This window comes from Paraburkholderia sp. RL17-381-BIF-C (assembly GCF_046026435.1).
Taxonomy (GTDB): Bacteria; Pseudomonadota; Gammaproteobacteria; order Burkholderiales; family Burkholderiaceae; genus Paraburkholderia.
The window spans coordinates 90,333-109,594 of the sequence record NZ_JARESX010000002.1; the positions used below are offsets into that span (position 1 = coordinate 90,333).

General features: G+C 63.9%; 18 protein-coding genes. 10 read left to right on the forward strand and 8 right to left on the reverse strand.

Annotated elements, in window-relative coordinates; translation table 11 throughout:
• Nucleotides 1-58 precede the first annotated feature (58 nt).
• Nucleotides 59-1,291: a DUF2252 domain-containing protein gene (locus P0D70_RS01945; protein WP_091802473.1), complete on the reverse strand. Its 1,233-nt coding sequence runs from the start codon at nt 1,289-1,291 to the stop codon at nt 59-61.
• Nucleotides 1,292-1,644: 353 nt separating this feature from the next.
• Between P0D70_RS01945 and P0D70_RS01950 the strand changes: the two genes are divergently transcribed.
• The 4 genes from P0D70_RS01950 to P0D70_RS01965 all read left to right on the forward strand — a co-directional run bounded on the left by P0D70_RS01950 (nt 1,645) and on the right by P0D70_RS01965 (nt 6,848).
• A complete protein-coding gene (locus P0D70_RS01950) occupies nt 1,645-4,293 on the forward strand; it encodes a response regulator (protein ID WP_408182006.1) in 2,649 nt (882 codons plus the stop codon).
• Between the two features lie 36 nt (nt 4,294-4,329).
• Complete coding sequence (locus tag P0D70_RS01955) at nt 4,330-5,241, forward strand: DUF72 domain-containing protein (RefSeq protein ID WP_408182009.1); 912 nt, start codon at nt 4,330-4,332, stop codon at nt 5,239-5,241.
• Nucleotides 5,242-5,369: 128 nt separating this feature from the next.
• Entirely contained in the window at nt 5,370-6,317 is a 948-nt protein-coding gene (locus P0D70_RS01960) for a phosphatase PAP2 family protein (RefSeq protein WP_408182013.1), read from the forward strand.
• A gap of 264 nt (nt 6,318-6,581) precedes the next feature.
• Nucleotides 6,582-6,848, forward strand: a complete 267-nt coding sequence (locus P0D70_RS01965; protein WP_408182015.1) for a hypothetical protein — start codon at nt 6,582-6,584, stop codon at nt 6,846-6,848.
• Nucleotides 6,849-6,965: 117 nt separating this feature from the next.
• Here the strand turns inward: P0D70_RS01965 and P0D70_RS01970 are convergent, their stop codons facing one another.
• The 3 genes from P0D70_RS01970 to P0D70_RS01980 form a co-directional block, all read right to left on the reverse strand.
• Complete coding sequence (locus P0D70_RS01970) at nt 6,966-8,321, reverse strand: ATP-binding protein (RefSeq protein ID WP_408182017.1); 1,356 nt, start codon at nt 8,319-8,321, stop codon at nt 6,966-6,968.
• Nucleotides 8,318-9,031, reverse strand: a complete 714-nt coding sequence (locus tag P0D70_RS01975; RefSeq protein ID WP_091802491.1) for a response regulator — start codon at nt 9,029-9,031, stop codon at nt 8,318-8,320. Before P0D70_RS01975 ends, P0D70_RS01970 begins: the two co-directional genes overlap by 4 nt.
• 135 nt (nt 9,032-9,166) lie before the next feature.
• Nucleotides 9,167-9,460 carry an EF-hand domain-containing protein gene (locus tag P0D70_RS01980; protein WP_091802493.1) on the reverse strand — a complete coding sequence of 98 codons (294 nt, stop codon included), beginning with the start codon at nt 9,458-9,460 and terminating at the stop codon, nt 9,167-9,169.
• A 541-nt stretch (nt 9,461-10,001) separates the two neighbouring features.
• Here P0D70_RS01980 and P0D70_RS01985 point away from each other — a divergent pair.
• Nucleotides 10,002-10,247 (forward strand): hypothetical protein, encoded by a 246-nt coding sequence (locus P0D70_RS01985; protein ID WP_091802496.1) that lies wholly within the window; start codon nt 10,002-10,004, stop codon nt 10,245-10,247.
• Nucleotides 10,248-10,298: 51 nt separating this feature from the next.
• On the opposite strand, the gene P0D70_RS01990 is transcribed toward P0D70_RS01985, so the two are convergent.
• Both P0D70_RS01990 and P0D70_RS01995 read right to left on the reverse strand, forming a co-directional pair.
• Nucleotides 10,299-11,549: an arsenic transporter gene (locus tag P0D70_RS01990; protein WP_408182020.1), complete on the reverse strand. Its 1,251-nt coding sequence runs from the start codon at nt 11,547-11,549 to the stop codon at nt 10,299-10,301.
• Nucleotides 11,550-11,682: 133 nt separating this feature from the next.
• Nucleotides 11,683-12,699: a GGDEF domain-containing protein gene (locus P0D70_RS01995; protein WP_408182022.1), complete on the reverse strand. Its 1,017-nt coding sequence runs from the start codon at nt 12,697-12,699 to the stop codon at nt 11,683-11,685.
• Between the two features lie 229 nt (nt 12,700-12,928).
• Between P0D70_RS01995 and P0D70_RS02000 the strand changes: the two genes are divergently transcribed.
• The 5 genes from P0D70_RS02000 to dinB all read left to right on the forward strand — a co-directional run bounded on the left by P0D70_RS02000 (nt 12,929) and on the right by dinB (nt 17,130).
• Entirely contained in the window at nt 12,929-13,483 is a 555-nt protein-coding gene (locus P0D70_RS02000; RefSeq protein WP_091802505.1) for a cytochrome b, read from the forward strand.
• 118 nt (nt 13,484-13,601) lie between these two features.
• Nucleotides 13,602-14,177 (forward strand): YceI family protein, encoded by a 576-nt coding sequence (locus tag P0D70_RS02005; protein ID WP_091802508.1) that lies wholly within the window; start codon nt 13,602-13,604, stop codon nt 14,175-14,177.
• 46 nt (nt 14,178-14,223) lie between these two features.
• The gene (locus P0D70_RS02010) at nt 14,224-14,802 is read left to right on the forward strand and encodes a YceI family protein (RefSeq protein ID WP_408182027.1); all 579 of its coding nucleotides are present in this window, start codon (nt 14,224-14,226) and stop codon (nt 14,800-14,802) included.
• Between the two features lie 484 nt (nt 14,803-15,286).
• The gene (locus P0D70_RS02015; RefSeq protein WP_408182369.1) at nt 15,287-15,892 is read left to right on the forward strand and encodes a hypothetical protein; all 606 of its coding nucleotides are present in this window, start codon (nt 15,287-15,289) and stop codon (nt 15,890-15,892) included.
• A gap of 71 nt (nt 15,893-15,963) precedes the next feature.
• The gene (gene dinB, locus P0D70_RS02020; RefSeq protein WP_408182030.1) at nt 15,964-17,130 is read left to right on the forward strand and encodes a DNA polymerase IV; all 1,167 of its coding nucleotides are present in this window, start codon (nt 15,964-15,966) and stop codon (nt 17,128-17,130) included.
• Here dinB and P0D70_RS02025 read toward each other — a convergent pair.
• Both P0D70_RS02025 and P0D70_RS02030 read right to left on the reverse strand, forming a co-directional pair.
• Nucleotides 17,097-18,551 (reverse strand): heavy metal sensor histidine kinase, encoded by a 1,455-nt coding sequence (locus P0D70_RS02025; protein ID WP_408182032.1) that lies wholly within the window; start codon nt 18,549-18,551, stop codon nt 17,097-17,099. The genes dinB and P0D70_RS02025 overlap by 34 nt on opposite strands.
• A complete protein-coding gene (locus tag P0D70_RS02030; protein ID WP_091802526.1) occupies nt 18,548-19,234 on the reverse strand; it encodes a heavy metal response regulator transcription factor in 687 nt (228 codons plus the stop codon). The genes P0D70_RS02025 and P0D70_RS02030 overlap by 4 nt, the downstream gene beginning before the upstream one ends.
• Nucleotides 19,235-19,262: the final 28 nt, after the last annotated feature.

Sequence of the window (19,262 nt, forward strand, 5' to 3'; positions counted from 1 at the left end):
TAGCGGTCTTCCGGCGGCGGCCCCAATCAGGTTGCCGCCGCCAGTGGACAACCCGGCGTCAACCGTCCCGGCGCTCGGTCGCGTAGCGCCGGCAATGCTCCAGATAGCCGGCTGCATGGCTGCTCACCAGTTCCACGATGCCTTTCCACAGCCACCCTGGCGCGTCGAGGGTCTTTGAACGGTTTCTGCGCAGTTCGGTGAGCCAGGCCTTGCGCTCGGCGCGATCCATTTGCCGCGCATGCGCCCGGCCGACCACCATTGCCAGAAAGCGCGCCGCCTTCGTCGCTTCGTCGCGGGTCAGTTGCTCGATGGTCAGCTTCATGTCCTGAGGCAGCAGTTCGCGAATCACGACGGCGCGATCCGCGAACCGCGCCGCCCGCATCCGCTCGCCGAGCGACGGCGACAGATGCCGCGCACCCTCCACCACCCGCTCCGCGTTGTCGCGCGGCATCCGCACGCCGGGATAGCGCGGCGCGGCGGCCTGCGCGGCCTCCTTGATATCGATAAGGCACAGGTCGTCGCCCTCCATCGCGGCCCCGTCGATGTCGAGCAGCACCGCATACCGCAACCTGCCGAGCGAGCTGCATCCTTTCACCCAGTAAGCGGCGTCGAGCACTTCCACGTCGGTCTCGTCGCCGACGGCGCGCAGCACCGTGGCGAACCGGGCCAGCGAGCCCTTCTCGAACAGCGCTTCGATCTCGCGCCGCTCGCTCTTCGCAAGCGGCCAGAAGCGCGGACCGAGCGGAATGCTCGGCTCGAGATCCTCGATGCGCTCCTCCGCCAGATGCCGCCACGAGCGGCGCACCGCTTCCTTCATCACAACCCGCACCGCCTCGGGCTTTTCTGCGCGGATGTCGGCGTCGCTGGCCGCTTCGTCGAAGGCGCGCTCGTAGCCGTCCGCCAGCGCTTCCATCATGCTGACGGTCGTCACGCCCGGCAGGTCCGAACCACGCGCGGCGGTCGCCAACGAGAGGCCGAGGCGAATCAGGTCGTGGGCCGGATTGCCGATCACGGTCTGATCGAGGTCGCGAATCTGAATCTCGACGCGCCCCTGCGCATCGGCCACCGGCCCGAGATTGCCGGTATGGCAATCGCCGCAAATCCAGATGGCGGGCCCCTCCGGCAACGCGTGGCCGTCGATGCCTTCGAGCCATTCGTAGAACTTGCTGGTATTGCCGCGTACATAAGCGTGCGCCGAGCGCGCCATTCTGGCATTGCGGCGCGTAACGAGAAGCGCCTGACGCGCATCCGGTTTGGGCAGCTTGTTTCGTGTGCTGATTTTCTTCGCCATTGTGTGGTCCGCGTTGCTTCAGGTTCGAATTCTGCGTGGTGCCCCGCCCTACGATGCGCCAGGCGGCGCACGCGAACAAGTGGGATCAGCAGGATTCGCGCCTGGGGTAGACCTTCCACGCAAAGTCCGCGAACGCGTCTTGCGGATGTGATCCAGACGACCCGCCGGTCGCCGGGGCGACCTGTCACCCGTTGGGGGTTGTGACCTACAATTGTCGCTGCCTGCCTGCAGCTATCCTGCCGGCAGATGGGGACGGCAAAGGTTCATCCCGCCTGCTGCCAGGCATAGAAGCGCGTCACACGCGCCGGCAGAGTGGGAACACATTGATCGACGTGACCTTTGGAGAGCGCAGCATGCCATTTCCGGCACAAGACCATGGCTGCCCAGGCTGGAGCGGGGAGATGGCGCAGCGCATCAGCGCCTTCGACTGGGCCGCCACCGGCATCGGCGCAATTGAAGACTGGCCGCGCAGCCTGACCGCCACGGTCCAGCTGGTGCTTGCCTCCCCCGTGCCGCTGGTGCTGCTGTGGGACAAGCCCGGCTACATGATCTACAACGACGCCTACGCGGTCTTCGCGGGCGGACGGCATCCCTATCTGCTCGGCAGCCCTGTCGAAATCGGCTGGCCTGAAGTCGCCGACTTCAACCGCCACGTCATGCACACCTGTCTCGCGGGCGGCACGCTGTCGTATCGCGACAAGGAACTGGTGCTGCTGCGCGACGGCCGGCCCGAAGACGTGTGGATGGATCTCTACTACAGCCCGGTCGCCGGCGACAGCGGTGCGCCGGCCGGCGTGCTGGCAATGGTCGTCGAAACCACCACGCGTGTGCTTACCGAACGCTGGCGGCAACGCGCCGAAACCGAACTGCACGAAACCAACGAGCGGCTACAACTCGCCCTCAACACCGGCGCGGTGCTCGGCACATGGGTACTGGACGTGCGCACGGGAAAGGTCAGCGGCGACGAACGTTTCGCGCGCACCTTTTCGTTTCCGCGCGAAGAAGCCGCGAAAGGCATCGATCGTCATGCGGCCACGCAGATGCTTCATCCGGACGATCAGCCGCTCAACGATCAGATGACCGTCGAGGCCATGCGCACTGGCGCGCCGTTTCGCGCCGAGTACCGAATCCGCCGCCCCGATGGTGACTATCTGTGGGTGCAGGCGAACGGCCGCTGCGAATTCGACGAGCATGGCGAGCCGACCCGCTTTCCCGGCGTGCTGATCGACATTCACGAGCGCAAGATCGCCGAACAGTCGCTGCGTCAGTTGACCGAAACGCTCGAACAGCGCGTTACCGATGCGGTCGCGGCGCGCGCGCTGGCCGAGGAGCAATTGCGCCAGGCGCAGAAAATGGAAGCGATCGGCAGCCTCACGGGCGGCGTCGCGCACGACTTCAACAACGTGCTGCAGGTCATCAACGGCAACCTGCAAATGCTCGCCGCCGACGCCGGCGGCAATCCGGCCACGCTGCGCCGCCTGTCCGCCGCAACCGACGCTGTCAAACGCGGGGCGAAGCTGGCCGCGCATCTGTTAGCGTTCGCACGGCGCCAGCCGCTCTCGCCTACGGTGCTGAATCCGCGCCGGCTGTTGAACGGCATGACCGAGATGCTGCATCGCGCGCTCGGCGAAACCGTCAAGGTGGACACGGTCCTGAGCGACGATCTGTGGCACGTGCAGGCCGACCGCAATCAACTGGAAAACGCGCTGCTCAATCTGGCGATCAACGCGCGCGACGCGATGCAGGCGGACGGCACGCTCACCGTGCGCGCCGCCAACCGCGTGCTGGACGCCGCGTTTTGCCAGGATAAGCCGGAGCTGTCGCCGGGTGAATACGTGGTGTTCTCCGTCGCGGATACCGGCGGCGGCATGCCGCCCGAGATCTTGCAACGCGTGTTCGAGCCGTTCTTCACGACCAAGCCCGACGGCCACGGCACCGGTCTCGGCCTGAGCATGGTATTCGGCTTCGTCAGACAAAGCGGCGGTCACACCGTGATCGAGAGCGAGGTGGGACGCGGCACCACCGTCTCGCTGTTTTTTCCGCGCTGCTGCGAGCCGGAAACCGCGGAAACGGTCGACGATACCGCTGCGCCGAGCGGCGGCGGCGAAACGATTCTGGTCGTGGAAGACGATGCCGACGTGCGGCTCACCGCCGTCGAGATGCTCGCGCAACTCGGCTACAAAGTGCTGACCGCGTCGAGCGGCGACGCGGCGCTCGAGTTCATCGATAGCGACGTGCCGATCGATCTGCTGTTCACCGACGTGGTGATGCCGGGCAAGGTGAAGAGCGTGGAATTGGCGCGGCGTGCCGCAGCGCGCTCGCCCGCCGTGCCGACACTCTTCACCTCCGGCTATACGCGCGACGAAATCGTCCATCACGGCAAACTCGACGCCGGCATTACGCTGCTCTCGAAACCGTACCGGCGCGACGATCTCGCCCGCATGTTGCGCAGCGTGTTGCGCGCCGGCCTGGCCGCTGCGCGGAGTGGGTCCCTGCCCGGCGCCACGCCGGTTTCCCTGCCCGCTGGACAGATCGCCGCTTGCGTGCCGCCCGCCGTCTACGACCCTCCCGCGGACCTCGGCCAACAATGCGGGCATCCCGAGCCCGATACTTCGGCACGGCCTTCCGGCAGCCCGGCTCGCGTGCTGCTAGTCGAAGACGACGCGGATTCGCGCGAAGCCTTCAGCGATCTGCTGAGCGTCCTCGGCTTCGCTTGCACCGCGGTCGCAAGCGCGGAAGAAGCACTGCCGCTCGTGCTCGCGCAACGCTTCGACATCCTCTTCACGGACCTGACGCTGCCCGGCATGTCCGGCGACTGCCTCGCGCGCGCCGTGCTGTGCCAGCAGCCGGAGATTCGCGTGCTGCTGGTGTCGGGCTACGGCAAGAGCGCGGAGATCGGCGACGCCATTCCCGGCGCGCGTCTGCTCGGCAAGCCGCTCGACATCGCCGAGTTGCGGCGCGAACTCGCGGAATGGATCGACCACACCGAAGCTGCCTCCTAGCCCGCCCACACGACGCCCTTTGACACGAGTTCGCCGATGGATATTCGATGCGGCACCGCAGGCTGGACCGACAAGACGCTGATTGCCTGCAAGCGTTTTTATCCGCGCGGCAGCAACAGCGCTGAAGCACGCCTGCGGTTTTATGCGTCACAGTTTCCGCTGGTCGAAGTCGACTCGGCTTACTACGCAATGCCTTCGGCAAGCAATGCGCAGTTGTGGTCCGAACGCACGCCCGAGGGCTTCACCTTCAACTTCAAGGCGTTCCGTCTTTTCACCGGCCATCAGACCTCGCCCGACGCGCTGCCGAAAGACATTGCGATGGCGCTGCCGGCCGGCATCACCGGCCCGCGCAAGAAGAACGTCTACTACCGCGACATGCCGGCCGATATCCGCGATGAACTGTGGCGGCGCTATCAGGAAGCGCTCGAACCGCTGCGCCGAACCGACCGCCTCGGCGCCGTGCTGTTCCAGTTCGCGCCGTGGATCACCCGCGCGCCGGACGGCCTGGCGCTCGTGGAGGAATGCCGGGCGCGCATGACGGGCTACATGATGGCGGCTGAATTCCGCAATCAGTCCTGGTTCGACGAACAGCATGCGGCAGAGTCGCTCGAATTCCTGCGCGAGCGCGGCATCGTGCATGTGATCGTGGACGCGCCGCCGGACGTCACCAACCGCGTGCATACGTTGTGGGAGGTGACCCAACCCGCGCTCGCGATGGTGCGCCTGCATGGGCGCAACACGCAGACATGGAGCGCGACGGGCGCGGCGAGCGCCGCGGAGCGCTTCGATTACGACTATGACGAAGCGGAATTGACTGAACTGGCCGCGCCGATCCGCGCGATCGCGAGGCGGGCGGGACGCACGCATGTCATTTTTAATAACTGCTTTGAAGACCAGGGGCAGCGCAATGCGCGCACCTTGATGAGCATTCTGGGAAATGATGCGTAATCGATATGGAATGCGGTAAGTCCGCTTTGATAATCTGATTTCACTCCCGCCTCGGATTTTGCGGCTGAGCACCGTGCATCTTTGAATTAATATCGCAGGCATAATGCGAAAAAAAATCCGAGAGACCTATGCCAAAACAAATGCGCGCGCTTTACGGGGCGGCCTGGCAGTTCACTTTCCTGATGTTGCTGATCGACTGCATATGGGCGGCCCGTATCGGCTTTCGGCTCGAGCGCAGCGGCGTCGCGCTGACCATCGCGCTGACTTGCGGCCTCGTTGTGATTGACGCAGTGCTGTGGATCGTTTCGCGCGTGCCTTTCAAAAACGTCGACAGATCGATGTTTTATCGGAACGTGCTCGACGCGTTCTTGTGGATCACCGTTATGGCCACGTTCAGCAAGGTCGGCGTCGTATTTCAGTATCTGTGCGTGACGACGAATTTCCCGCTCGCGACCCATGCATTCATTGCCGCCGACGCCGCGCTCGGATTCCACTGGCCCGATCTCTATCGATGGGTTCAGGCGCACCCGTGGCTGCACACAGCGCTTGCCTGGGCCTATAAGTCCGGCGCGTGTCAGCTCCTCGTCATTCCGGCCATTCTCGCGGTGACCCGCAACACGCAGGACTATGCAGAGTTCGTCGTGCAGTTCATGGTGTCGGCTACGCTGGTGATATTGATCTCTCTGCCCTTTCCGGCTGAAAGCGCCTTCGTGCATTTCGGCATTCACGATCCCAATACGGCCTCGACCGTGTCGGACTTTGCCGTTTTCAGAAGCGGCCACACGCGAGAACTGAATCTGTCATTAGCGCAGGGACTGGTTTCCTTCCCGTCGCTGCATACGATTCTGGCGCTCTGCTACGCGTATGCATTGCGTCACGTTCGGTATGTCTTTCCCATGGCGATTGCGCTGAACGCCTTAATGATCATCTCGACGCTCACGCAGGGCGGCCACTACCTGGCCGACGTTCTGTCAGGACTGGTCGCCGGCGCTGTTGTGATCTGCGTGGTCCGCAGGGCCGTTTTCCGGCTGGCCGTTCCGTCCGCCGAGCAGATTCCTTCGGCCGTGACATCGTAAGGTTTGCGTGGCATCGCGCTTTTTAGCCTGCTGCGGGAAATGCAGCTTATATTGATGTTAAGCGTGTTCCTGCATCAACGGGACTGCCGGTTCAGCGCGATCGCCGCGCTCGTACTGGCGATCGTGGTCTTGGAGTGGGTGGCTGGCGCGGCATGAAATGCGCGCCACGCACACACCCTGGTATGATGCCCATCGCGCATCTTTTGCGGAGTCCGGTTCACCAATGCTCCCCGCGCTGCTTTTCCTATCGTCACGAGATCCATCATGCCCGCCCAACACGACAAAGTCCCCGCTGACAGCTCCACGCCGGGCCAGGCCAGGCGCCGCGCCATGCCCATTGCGGCGCGCAATCTTCTGATGGTGGCCGTCGGCGTCGCGGTCTTCGCGATCGTGGCGACCGTCGTGCTCTATGGTCCGATCACGTACGGCGACGAGATTCCGAACTTCGGCATCATCCTCATGCTGACGGTGCCGGTTATCGCGGGCGTGGCGTTCCGGGTCGGGCTCGATGCGTGGCTTGACAGAAAATGAAGAAAGGACGCCCGGCAGCAAGGCGACCGCTCGCCGGACCCGCGACGTGTAAGCCAGGTGACGGCCAGGCGCGCGGAAGATGGCATGGCCCGAACCGTACGCGGCAAGTCGCGATCGCTAGCGTGGCGAGCCACTGAAAGGCAACACGACCCACACCTCCAGCCCGCCACCCTCGCGCGCATGAAACTGCAGATTGCCGCCATGCAGCCGCGCAATCCGCTCGACGATCGCCAGCCCCAATCCCGTACCGCCGCTATGCGAACGCGCATTACGGCCGCGCTGGAACGGCGCCTTGAGCTGCTCCAGCTCGGCCGCTGAAAGGCCCTTGCCGCGATCGCCGACCGCCACATACACCGCCTCGCGCGTCGCCCAGCTTCGTACCGCGAGTCCGGTTCCGGCGTAGACGATCGCGTTCTGCATCAGGTTCATCAAAAGCCGCATCATGCTGATCGGACGATAAGACACAGGCGGCAGATTCGCGAGAGAGAGATCGAACTCGTGCCCGAGCCCCGCGAAATCGCCCGCCAGCCGTTCGATCAATGCATTCAGATCGCCCGGCTCCGGTTGCTCACGCTCGCCGCTGCCCGCGTAATCCATGAACTGCTGCAGGATCGTTTCGATCTGATCCAGATAGGATTCGGCGGCGACCGCGAAGCTGCTGTCGCTGCCGTCGGGCATCGCCATGGCCATTGAAAGTCGCAGCTTGGTGAGCGGCGTGCGGATGTCGTGCGAGATGCCGGCCAGCATCAGCGCGCGCGTCGCCTCGGCTTGCTGCAACGCTTGCGTCATCTGATTGAAGGCGCCGCTCACGGCGGCGATTTCGGTGGGGCCGTCGGTCGGCAGCGGCGCGGGCATTTCACCGGCGCTCACGCGGCGCGCCGCGCGCGTCAACTCCTGGAGCGGCCGGTTCAGGTGGCGCTGGATCACGTAACCGGTCAACGCGGCCAGCGCCCCCAGGCCGAGCGACAACAGGATGGCGGCGTCGAGTCCATTACCCTGCGCGTCCTCGGGAACCGGCAGCGCGATCCAGTACGGCGCCTGTGGCGCATCGGCCGGGCCGTGCATCCGGATCCATAGGCGCTGGCCACCCACGGACTGCCAGCGCGCCGGCATATCGGCGGGCAAGTGCGCGCGCAAGCTATCGAGAAACAGGTCGCGCTGATAGATGCGATAGGCGCGCATCCAATTCCGCGGCGGCGTCTCGAAGGCTTCGGCCGGCAATTGCGCGCGAGCGTCGAGGCGCGCCGTCAATTCGACGCGCGCCTTGGGTGGCGTTGCCGCGAGCAGATTGTCGAGCGTGGTCACATACGTGGCGAACACAGCCGCGGCGCGCTCGACGCGAGGCCGCTGCACGTAGTGCAGCAGCACGCCGAGCGCGCACACCTGGCTCAACATCACGAGCGCGATCAGCAGCGCGATATTGCGCGCCAGCAGCGTTCTGGGCAGCGCTCTTTGCAGCAGCGAGCGCGTCATGAGTCGACGTCCGCTGCCAGCATGTAACCCACGCCCCACACGGTCTTGATGAAGCGCGGCTTGGACGGATCGGCCTCCACGATCTGCCGGAGCCGCAGCACCTGCACGTCGATGCTGCGATCGAGCGCATCGTGGTCGCGGCCCCGCGCGCGCGCCAGCAGATTGTCGCGGCTCACCGGCCGGTTCGGCGACGAGGCGAGCGCGACCAGCAACAACATCTGCGCCGAATGAATGTCCAGCAACTCGCCCGCGCGCGACAGTTGCTGCTTGGCGACATCGAGAGAGAAATCGCCGAAGCGCACGCTTTGCGAGGTCACGGTGACCTCGCCCGATGCGATCTTCTGGCGACGCAGCAGCGCATTGATGCGCGCTACCAGTTCACGCGGCAGGAACGGTTTGGCGAGATAGTCGTCGGCGCCGGTTTCGAGGCCGAGCACCCGGTCGAGCGGGTCGCCCTTCGCGGTCAGCATCAGGATCGGCAAGGTCTGGCCCTGCTCGCGCAGGCGGGCGCAGATGGCGAGGCCGTCCTCTTCGCCGATCATCAGATCGAGCACCAGCAGATCGAACGGCTCGCGCTCCAGATAGCGGTCGAGACGCTTGCCGTCTTCGGCGACTCTCACGTCGAAGCCGTGGCCGCGCAGGAAACGCTGCAGCATGTTGCGCAATTCGACTTCGTCGTCGAGCACGATGATTTTCGCGGGGCGATCCATGCGAAAGCTCCTTGGTTCAGCTGGCGGTTGGTCGGGCATCAGGCACGATCGGAGTATGACGGGCCGATGCTTGCGTGTCCGGTGAGCGCCGCGCCGCGCGCCGCGACTCTACGGTCCCGCCCATCGCCTCGCGGCTCAGTGCGCTGCCCCGCGTTCCTGCATGAATGCCTCGATCTGCGGCAGGGTGATGTAGCCCGCCTTCTGCGTATCGATTTCATCAAAGTGCTTCGCCAGCATCGGCATGCCGGAGGCGGCCTGATCTTTGGTGAGCTTGCCGTCGTGCGTGGTATTGGCATTCGCAAAGCGCGTTTGCAACTGCTGCACCATGCGCTCCATGCGCTGCGGATTGCCGGCTTGAGGCGCGGCGGTCTGGGCGAACGTGACGGTGGATGCGCTGCACAGCAACACGATAGCGATCAACTTTTTCATGACTGACTCCTTCGTTTGAGCCACCGGCCGTCGCCTGCCTTTTGCCGCGATCCGTTTCGATGACAGACCGAATTCTTGAGGAAGCGCCGCCGGAAGGCAACGCCACAATCATGTCGACTTATGTCACGCGTTTCACCCACCCGCAGCCGATGATGAAGACACTGCGCCATGGGCGCCGGACGTGCATGTATTCACGGGATTGATGCCGGGTTGATGACCCCGAAACGGCTGTGAAAGCAGCATAGGACATGCCGTCGCGAGGAAAGCCTGGTGAATTCCCGTTGTTGTGAGGAATTTGGAGTCGCCGGGAATAAAGCGGTCGGCACACCGGTTACTGAAGGAGACAAACGAAAGAGAGAAGCGCGTGCGATTTCATTCCGACGAATGCGGAATGGGCCTTGCTGGACGTTATTCATCATGCGAGCCATGTCCATTCGTTGGACATATCTGTCCAACTATCGCATTTGCGAGCGCATGCATGAAACCGGCTCGGACAGACCCGAACCGGCGCCACCAGGTAACTCTTGGGGGAAAACATCAGATGAACCATCTGGAAATCGACAGGGAAATCGCCCACCTCGAACGCGTATTCGTGGTCATCTCCACCAACGACCACATTCCGCTGTCCTATTGGCAGCAGCGCCTGCATGGTTTGGTGAAGCCATGTTTAATGCCGTCACAACGAGAACGCGTCGCGCGCCTCGTGGAAATGCTGCGCCTGCTAGAAGAAGCGGAGGAAGTTTTGCGCGCCAAACCTCCGCTACATCGCACCGGCACCCGGTCGTGACGCCGCGCCCTCGAACCAGCGGCGCCGCATTCAGATCTCGCGCACGCGTCTTCAACCGGTCAGTATTCGCGCGCCGAGAGCCAGCACGAGCGCCGGCAGCATCACCAGCGCCCCTACCTTCAGAAACTTCATGAAGCTCACGTCTTCGCCCTCGCGGCGGATCGCGCTGAGCCAGAGGATCGTTGCCAGTGAACCGGTGATGGACAGGTTCGGCCCCAAATCCACGCCGATCAGCAGCGCGTCGATCACGCGCTCCGGGCTGTGGGCCTGCATCACGGTCGAACTGGCGATCAACCCGGCCGGCAGGTTGTTCATCAGATTGCTGCCGATCGCGATGATGCTGCCGGCCCAGCCCGCCGCGGCCAGTTCGTCGTGTTGCGCGGCGCGCTGCGCCAGTTGGGCGAGCGCCGTAATGACGCCGGTGTGATCGAGCATCTCGACGAGCACGAACAGCGCGGCGACGAGCGGCAGCACGCTCCACGAGATCTCGCGGATCATCGGCAGCGGCGATTTGCGCTCCTGGATCAGCACGATCAACGCGGTCAGCGCGCCGAGTATCGCGGTGGGCAAGCCGAGCGCGACATCGAATGCCGAGACCGTCAGCAGCACGGCAGCCGTCACCGCGATGCCCGCCAGCGCCACGCGCCCGCTCGACGACAGTTCGAGCGGTTCGAGATTCGCCTCGCAGGTGCCGGCGAGCGCCTCACGCTGGGTCCAGCGCAGCATCGCGTAGGTCGCGATGATCGACAGGAGCGAGGGCAGCGTGAAGCGCAGCAGCCAGGCGCCGAGCGCCGGCGTGTGGTTGCCGTACAGCACGATGTTGGCCGGATTCGAGATCGGCAGCACGAAGCTCGCCGCATTGGCAATGAACGCGCAGACGAACAGCAGCGGCAACGGATCCGTCTTCGCTTTTTTGGCGGCGGCGAACACGGCCGGCGTGAGGACGACGGCGGTGGCGTCGTTCGATAGAAAAGCGGTGATCACCACGCCGACCAGATAGACGAGCAGGAAAAGCTTGCGCGGCGAGCCTTGGGCGTGATTGACCGCGAGCACGGCCACCCAGTCGAACAACCCTTCACGGCGGCCCACTTCCGACAGCAGCATCATGCCGAAGAGGAACAGATAGACGTCGGTGCCCTTGCCGATCGCCTCGATCGCCAGATGCACGGGCAATAGCCCGAGCGACACCAGCAGCAACGCGCCGGCCACGGCCCAGACAGCCTCCGGCCATTTGAACGGCCGGGTGATGACACCCGCCGTGGCGACCGCGGCGATGCCCCAAGACAGAAAAATGGAATTCACAACGTAAGCCCTGGATTCTTGATAAGTGCGAGCACGGGATTTCGCCCTCGCTTCGCAGCCGCACCATGAGCCGGCGGCCGCAGGCGCTCACTTTAGCAAGTTGCGCGCCTGCGGCGAAGCCGTTGGCCGCGCTTCATCCCACCCGGCTCACCGCGGCGATGCAGTCGCGCCCGTTGTCCTTCGCACCGTACAACTGCGTATCCACCAGGTTGACGAAGGCCACCGGGTCGCCCGCCTCTGCCGGAATCGTCGTGCCGACGCCGAAGCTGGCCGTCACCGTCTGCCGGAACGGCGAGCGCTCATGCGCGATCTGCTCGGCGGAAATCCGCTCGCGGCAACGCTCGGCCACCTGGCGCGCGGCCTCGGCGCCGGTGTTGGGCAGGATCAGCACGAACTCTTCCCCGCCGAAGCGGCCGACGAAGTCACCCGGCCGCACCGCGCCGCTCAGCACGCCGGCCATCCGCCTCAGGCACTCGTCGCCCTGCACGTGCCCGTAGTAATCGTTGTAGGACTTGAAGAAGTCGATATCGACCATGACCAACGAGAGCGGCGCCGCGTGGCGCAAGGCCGCGCTCCATTCCCGTTGCAGGTTGGCGTCGAACGCGCGCCGATTGCCGACGCCCGTCAGGCCGTCCCTGAACGACAGCGCCTCGAGTTCGCGTTGCAGCGCGGCCAGTTTCTCCTCGGTCTTCTTGCGCTCGCTGATATCGAACATGAAGCCGACCAGCGATTCCACCTCGCCCTGCGCGTCGCGCACCACATGCACCACGTCGCGCAGCCACACGTATTCACCCCGGCTCGTCAATGCGCGATAGTCGGCTTCGTGATCGGTGCCGGCCTTCGATTGCGCCACGCAGAATTCGACCACCTTGTCGCGGTCGTCCGGATGCATGCGCGCCGCCCAGTCCTGCACGGTTTTCCAGCTAGCGGGCGCCCAGCCGAGCAGGGCTTCGATCTGCGGGCCGATATAGGCGAACTCCATGGTCGCCCAATCGATCTTCCAGGGAATCGCCCTGGTCGATTCGAGCAACGTGCGGTAGACCGCCGCGTCGTGCTCCAGATAGCCTTCCACCCCGGCTGCGGCAACCGCCGTGTCGTGCCGCAGAAAATCCGCGCCGAGCGCGACGGCGTTGTTATCGATTCTGTTCATTGGCCTCAACTCTCCTCGCGGTTCAGCCGGCAAATTACCACAGCGCCCTGTCGCGCGGCCCGTTAAGGCCGCCGCCGCGCGTCATTCCAGCGACATTAGCGTCACGGTTACAACAATGTGTTCTCTTCTGCATGCCTATTCAGTTTTCATTGGCATCCCTACCATCCGCACTTCATCTGCATTTATCTGCATTCGTCGGTTATCGCCGACGCCCCACGAGCGCGACACAATGAAATCCAGCCCTGCCCAACCAGACCGCTACCACGGCGCCGCCATTGCCTTGCACTGGCTGATCGCGGCGTTGATGATCTGCGGCTTCTATATCGGCTGGATCATGACCGATATCCCCGGCTTCACGCCCACCAAGCTCAAATATTTCTCCTGGCACAAGTGGATCGGCGTGACCGTGTTCGTGCTCGCCGTGGCCCGCGTGCTGTGGCGCGCCACCCACCGCGCGCCGGCGCTCGACAGCGCCACGCCCGCCTGGCAGAAGGCCGCCGCGCATCTCGTGCACGCCGTGCTGTACGTGCTGATGCTGGCTATTCCGCTGTCCGGCTACTTCTATAGCTCCGCTGCCGGCATTCAGGTGGTGTATCTGGGCATCGTGCCGCTGCCCACCTTGATCGGCCCGGATCAGGCGCTCAAGGCGAGCCTGCGCACCGTCCACGTGCTGCTCAACTACACGTTGCTCGCCCTCGTTGCAATGCATGTGGCGGCGGCGCTCAAGCATCAGTTCCTCGACCGCGATGGATTGCTCGCGCGGATGGTTCCGTTCCTCAAGTAACTGACCGGCAGGCAACTCATAGCAGACGGACCGCAGGTCATTGGCAACGGTTTGTTGGCAATCAAATTCCCAGCGGTGCGCAATCAACGCACGCGGGTTCGATAGGATGCGTACCACTATGAAATCAAACTTTTATCTCTCCGCTCACCGTGTCACGCTCGCCGGCATAACGGCCATCTCGCTGTTCGGCGCGAGCTTCGCGCACGCCGATGTCGACACGAGCAAGAGCACCGTCATTGCCACCACGAAGCAGATGAACGTGCCCGTCGACGGCAAGTTCAGGAAGTTCTCGGCGCAACTGACTTTCGATCCGGCCAAACCGACCGCCGGCAGCGCCAATGTGTCGATCGACACAGGCAGCTACGACCTCGGCGCCGACGACTACAACAAGCAGGCCCAAGGCAAGGAATGGTTCGACAGCGCCGCCTACCCGGCCGCGACCTTCGTCTCCAGCGCGATCGCGCCGGCGGGCGGCAATCAGTACAAGATCACCGGCAAGCTCACCATCAAGGGCAAGTCGCAAACCGTGGTGGTGCCCGTCACCATTGCAAGCCAGGGCGCTACGCAAACCTTCGACGGCGCATTGCCGATCAAGCGCTCGCAATTCGATGTCGGCACCGGCGAATGGAAAGACACCTCCGTGGTCGCCGACGAAGTCGTCATTAAATTTCACCTCGTCGCTTCGAAGAAATAACCCGACACCGAAGCGTCGCCACACTTTCTGAAACCTGGAGAACACCTTGAAGAAACAACTTTTGCTCGCCGCAGGCGCGCTGGCCGCCGCATTGTCCTTTAACGCCATGGCAGCCGACACGTACCAGCTCGACCCGACGCACACCTACCCGAGCTTCGAGACCGACCACTTCGGCGGTATTTCGGTCTGGCGCGGCAAGTTCAAGAAGAGCAGCGGCACCGTGGTGCTGGATCGCGCGGCGAAGACCGGCACGGTGGACGTGACGATCGACATGAGCTCGGTGGATATCGGCAACGACAAGCTCGACGCGGAACTGGTCACGGACAAATTCTTCGACGCCGCCAAGTATCCGACCGCGACCTACAAGGGCACGCAGATCCGCTTCGACGGCGACAAGCCGGTGGAAGTGATCGGCACGCTGACGATGCACGGCATCACCAAGCCGGTCAATCTGAAGATCGAATCGTTCAAGTGCTTTGTCAACCCGATGCTCAAGCGTGAAGTGTGCGGCACGGAATCGACCGCGACGTTCAATCGCGACGACTTCGGCGTCGACTTCGGCAAGGCCTACGGCTTCAAGATGCAGACCACGCTGCACATTCAGGCCGAAGGCATCAAGCAGTAAACCGCTGCCTTTTCAGGCCGGCGTCAGGCGGTTGCGGCAACCGGTCTCTGTACCGGCATGTCGCCGCAACCCGCCCCTACCTGAGTACACCGGCCGGTTCCGTCGCTCAGCCGACCAGCCGCTCACGAGCGCGCGGAACGTATCCTTTTTCGAGTGCCGCGTGCCTGGCGAACGGGTCTTCTGCGGAAGTGATTATCGAAGCGGACGTAACGGTTCGATTCACCGAATAGCCCTTGAAAACAGGGCTATTTTCATATCGCGTGCGATTAAATCGCGTGTTCGGCATGTTTTACGCGTCATAAATTCCGTTTTCTCCGGAGCTCAAAACTTGAGCGAGAAGAGCTGCCATAAATACCCGCTATTCATGCGTTTGAACCGCTCGGTTAAACCGTAAAGTCGCCAGCACGGAAATAATCCTTTGTCGGGAGACTGTGCGGTGAGACTGGTAAAAAATGCGGCTGTGGTCGCGGCGTTGGCGGCGACGATGGTGGGAGCAGCACAGGCGCAGGAGATTTATGTTCACGGCGGCTCGCTCGGCGCCGGTGTGGGCGCGGCGCTGCCGCTGACCTCATGGGCGGGCGTGCATGCGGAAGTCGAAGGCTTTGGCCTGTCGCATTCGGTCCACGCCAACGACAACGAATACGACGGTCACCTCAAGCTCTTGCAGGGCGGCCTGTATCTCGACCTGTTCCCGTTCAGCTCCAGCGGTTTCCGCGTCACGGCCGGCGCGCTCATCAACGACGACGAACTGAGCGCCCACGCCGTGCCGAACGCGCAAGGCAACTACAAGATCGGCGACGACTACGTGCCGGCCGTGGCCGCCGCGCCATCGGCCACGGTCACGCTGCCGCGCGTCATGCCCTATCTCGGCATTGGTTACGGCCATAAGCCGGTTTCGAAGGGATTCGGTTTGACGTTCGATCTCGGCGTCGCCTACGGCCGTCCGCGCACTACCTATAACGTGCCGGCGATCTATTCGATGTTCACCACACAGGCCAATATCGACGAGCAGGAACGCAAGATCAGCGACAAGGTGGAGCGCTACAAGGTTTATCCGGTGCTGCAGATCGGCGTGAGCTACCGCTTCTGAGCGGTCCTTGCGGCGGCGGAGCAAGGTAGTATTACGGTTTGGCTTTTGTTGTCATCCGTTTTCTCCATCCCATGAGTTCTGCAGGCCGCCACATCGCGCACCTCGACATGGACGCGTTCTACGCGTCCGTCGAGCTCTTGCGCTATCCGGAATTGCGGGGCCAGGCGGTGGTGATCGGCGGCGGCCGCAGCGGCGTGCCGCAAACGCTCGAAGACGGCACCCGCCGTTTCGCCAGGCTGCGCGACTACGCGGGCCGTGGCGTGGTAACCACCTCCACTTACGAAGCCCGCGCACTCGGCGTGTTCTCGGCCATGGGCATGATGAAGGCGGCCATGCTCGCGCCGGACGCCATCCTGCTGCCCACCGACTTCGACTCGTATCGCCACTACTCGCGCCTCTTCAAGGCGGCGGTCGCCACCTTCACGGACCGTATCGAAGACCGCGGCATCGACGAAATCTATATCGATCTGACCGACGTGCCGGGCGAGCCGCGCGAGACCGCCGCGCGCATCAAACAGGCGGTCAATCAGGCCACCGGACTCACCTGCTCCATTTGCGTGGCGCCGAACAAGCTGCTGGCGAAGATCGGTTCCGAACTCGATAAACCCAACGGACTCACGATCCTCACGCCGGCCGATGTGCCGCTGCGCGTGTGGCCGCTCGCCGTGCGCAAGGTCAACGGCATCGGGCCAAAGGCCGCGGAAAAGCTGACCGCGCTCGGTCTCGCCACGGTCGGCGACCTGGCCGCGGCAGATGCGGGACTGTTGCAGGACCACTTTGGGCGCAGCTACTCGGCGTGGCTCATGCAGGTCGCGCAGGGCCAGGACGAGCGGCCGGTGGTGGTCGAATCGGAGCCCAAGTCGATGAGCCGCGAAACGACCTTCGAGCGCGATCTGCATCCTCGTCACGACCGCCCGGCGTTGTCGAGCTCGTTTACCGGCTTGTGCGTGCGGGTGGCGGAAGATCTGGTGCGCAAAGGCTACGTGGGTCGCACGGTGGGTATCAAGCTGCGTTACGACGATTTCCGCACCGTCACGCGCGATCTGACGCTGGATGCGCCGACCGCCGACGCCGCCGAGATCCGCCGCGCCGCAACCGAATGCCTGCGCAGAGTGGAATTGAACCGCAAGCTGCGGCTGCTCGGTGTGCGCGTAAGCGCCTTGAGCCCGGCCAACGCGCTGCCGCCGCAAAGGCGGCTGCCGGTTCAGGCCGACTTGCCCTTTACCAGCGACGAATAATCCGCCGACCCGGCCGCAGCGCTTGCGTTCGCCCGCACCGGCCGCATGCCGGCCTCGACCGGCAGCGCCGCGACCGAGAACGCAAAGGTGTTGATGCCGTGCGCGCTCTGCGCCGACACCGTACCGCGATGCATCTCCGCAATCGCTTTCACGATCGCGAGACCCAGCCCGTGGTTTTCGCGGCTATTGGTGCGCGAGACCTCCGCGCGATAAAAACGGTCGAACAGATGTTCGAGCACGTCCGGCGAAATCGGTGCACCGGGGTTGGCCACCGCGACGCGCACCTGATCCTCTTCATTCACAATCGTCACGTTGATCTCCGCGCCGGGCTCGCAATGCTGGATGGCGTTCATCAACAGATTCGTGCAGGCACGGCCGAACAGCGAGCGGTTCACGCGCGCCACGGCGTCACCGCGCAATTGCGCATGCACTCGCGCTTCTTCGAGCGGAATCTCGAGAAACTCCAGCGTGTGTGCGACTTCCGCGGCCAGCGACACTTCGACCAGACCAGTTGCCCGCTCGCCCTGATCGGCGCGGGCGAGGAACAGCATGTCGTTGATGATCGCGCGCATGCGCTCGAATTCTTCGAGGTTCGATTGCAACGTATGGCGCAGATCGTCGACGGAACGATTGCGTGTCAGCGCCACTTCCGTCTGGCCGATCAGAATCGTCACCGGCGTGCGCAGTTCGTGAGCCACGTCCGCATTGAACGATTCGAGGCGGCCGTAGGCGCCGTCCAGCCGCTCGAGCGCGCCGTTGAAAGAATTCGCCAGGTCGCTCAATTCGAGCGGCAGCGCGGCCGTGTTCAGACGCTGCGAGCGATTGTTCGGGCTGACGGCGGACGCGTCGCGCGTGAGACGCGTGAGCGGCGCGAGGCCGAGCCGGGTGACGGAGTAGCTGAGCAACAGGACAGCAAGACTGCCGAGCGCCGACAGCGCGGCGAGTGCCGAGCCGAACACGCGCATGGTGCGCACGTTGGGCGAGTAGCTCGCGGCCACCTGCAATTGAACCGGCGGACGCGCGCCGTAGGCCGGGATCGTCACCGTGGAGGTGAGCATGTCCTGACCGCCGCCGGCCGGCGTCACGCGTGTATAGCCGCCCGGCCAGCTCGTCACCACCGGACCGTCCACCAGCTTGCCGTAATGGAAATAAGGATCGGTGCTCGACACCGCATAGACGGTGCTGCCGTCGTGCGGCGTCATGTCAGTGAGTTTTTCGCGCGCCATGCGCCATTTTTCCGGCGTGACCGCGTGATAGACAATGATGCGCGCAATCTGCGTGCGATCGTCGAGCGACTCGCGCAGATGATGTTCGAGCTGCGTGCGCAGCACCAGAAAGAGCCCCGTGCCGACCAGCGTAAACACGAACAGTGCGACGAACGCGAACATCATGGCGAGGCGCCGGGCGATCGAACGGTTCATGACTGCTCCGCCTCCTCGCGCACTTCGAGCACGTACCCCATGCCGCGCACGGTGTGCAGCAGCTTGGAGGAAAACGGGCCGTCGAGTTTGGCGCGTAATCGTTTGATCGCGGTTTCGACCACGTTCGTATGGCTGTCGAAATTGACGTCCCAGACGAGTTCGGTAATCGCGGTCTTCGAGAGTATGTCGCCTTGCCGGCGCGCCAGCACGCTGAGTAACTGGAATTCCTTGGCGGTCAGGTCGAGGCGCACGCCGTCGCGGGTCGCGCGCCGGCCGATCAGATCGACGAACAGATCGCCCACGGAAATCAGCGTGGATTCCTGCGAACGGGTGCGCCGCGCCAGCGCGTGCAACCGTTCGACCAGTTCGAGAAACGAAAAGGGTTTGGTGAGGTAGTCGTCCGCGCCTTCGCGCAAGCCGCGCACGCGGTCGTTCACATGGTCGCGCGCGGTGAGCATGATGACCGGCGTCGATTTGCGCATGCGCAGTGCCTTCAGCACGCTGAAGCCGTCGCGTTTGGGCAGCATCACGTCGAGGACGATCACGTCGTAATCGAATTCGGTGGCCAGATGCATGCCTTCCTCGCCGTCGAGTGCGACGTCGACGACCCAGCCCTGCTCTGTCAAACCGGAGCGCAGGTAGTCCACCACCTTGTGCTCGTCTTCAACAATCAGCAATTTCATGCGCGTCCCCTTGTCTATGCATTATACG

Coding starts and splice junctions, on each gene's coding strand:
- P0D70_RS01975 (WP_091802491.1), bottom strand. CDS start 9,031: ATGGATCGCCCCGCGAAAATCATCGTGCTCGACGACGAAGTCGAATTG.
- dinB (WP_408182030.1), top strand. CDS start 15,964: ATGAGTTCTGCAGGCCGCCACATCGCGCACCTCGACATGGACGCGTTC.
- P0D70_RS02025 (WP_408182032.1), bottom strand. CDS start 18,551: ATGAACCGTTCGATCGCCCGGCGCCTCGCCATGATGTTCGCGTTCGTC.
- P0D70_RS02015 (WP_408182369.1), top strand. CDS start 15,287: ATGGTGGGAGCAGCACAGGCGCAGGAGATTTATGTTCACGGCGGCTCG.
- P0D70_RS01960 (WP_408182013.1), top strand. CDS start 5,370: ATGCCAAAACAAATGCGCGCGCTTTACGGGGCGGCCTGGCAGTTCACT.
- P0D70_RS02000 (WP_091802505.1), top strand. CDS start 12,929: ATGAAATCCAGCCCTGCCCAACCAGACCGCTACCACGGCGCCGCCATT.
- P0D70_RS01965 (WP_408182015.1), top strand. CDS start 6,582: ATGCCCGCCCAACACGACAAAGTCCCCGCTGACAGCTCCACGCCGGGC.
- P0D70_RS01945 (WP_091802473.1), bottom strand. CDS start 1,291: ATGGCGAAGAAAATCAGCACACGAAACAAGCTGCCCAAACCGGATGCG.
- P0D70_RS01970 (WP_408182017.1), bottom strand. CDS start 8,321: ATGACGCGCTCGCTGCTGCAAAGAGCGCTGCCCAGAACGCTGCTGGCG.
- P0D70_RS01950 (WP_408182006.1), top strand. CDS start 1,645: ATGCCATTTCCGGCACAAGACCATGGCTGCCCAGGCTGGAGCGGGGAG.
- P0D70_RS02030 (WP_091802526.1), bottom strand. CDS start 19,234: ATGAAATTGCTGATTGTTGAAGACGAGCACAAGGTGGTGGACTACCTG.
- P0D70_RS01980 (WP_091802493.1), bottom strand. CDS start 9,460: ATGAAAAAGTTGATCGCTATCGTGTTGCTGTGCAGCGCATCCACCGTC.
- P0D70_RS01995 (WP_408182022.1), bottom strand. CDS start 12,699: ATGAACAGAATCGATAACAACGCCGTCGCGCTCGGCGCGGATTTTCTG.
- P0D70_RS01955 (WP_408182009.1), top strand. CDS start 4,330: ATGGATATTCGATGCGGCACCGCAGGCTGGACCGACAAGACGCTGATT.
- P0D70_RS02005 (WP_091802508.1), top strand. CDS start 13,602: ATGAAATCAAACTTTTATCTCTCCGCTCACCGTGTCACGCTCGCCGGC.
- P0D70_RS01985 (WP_091802496.1), top strand. CDS start 10,002: ATGAACCATCTGGAAATCGACAGGGAAATCGCCCACCTCGAACGCGTA.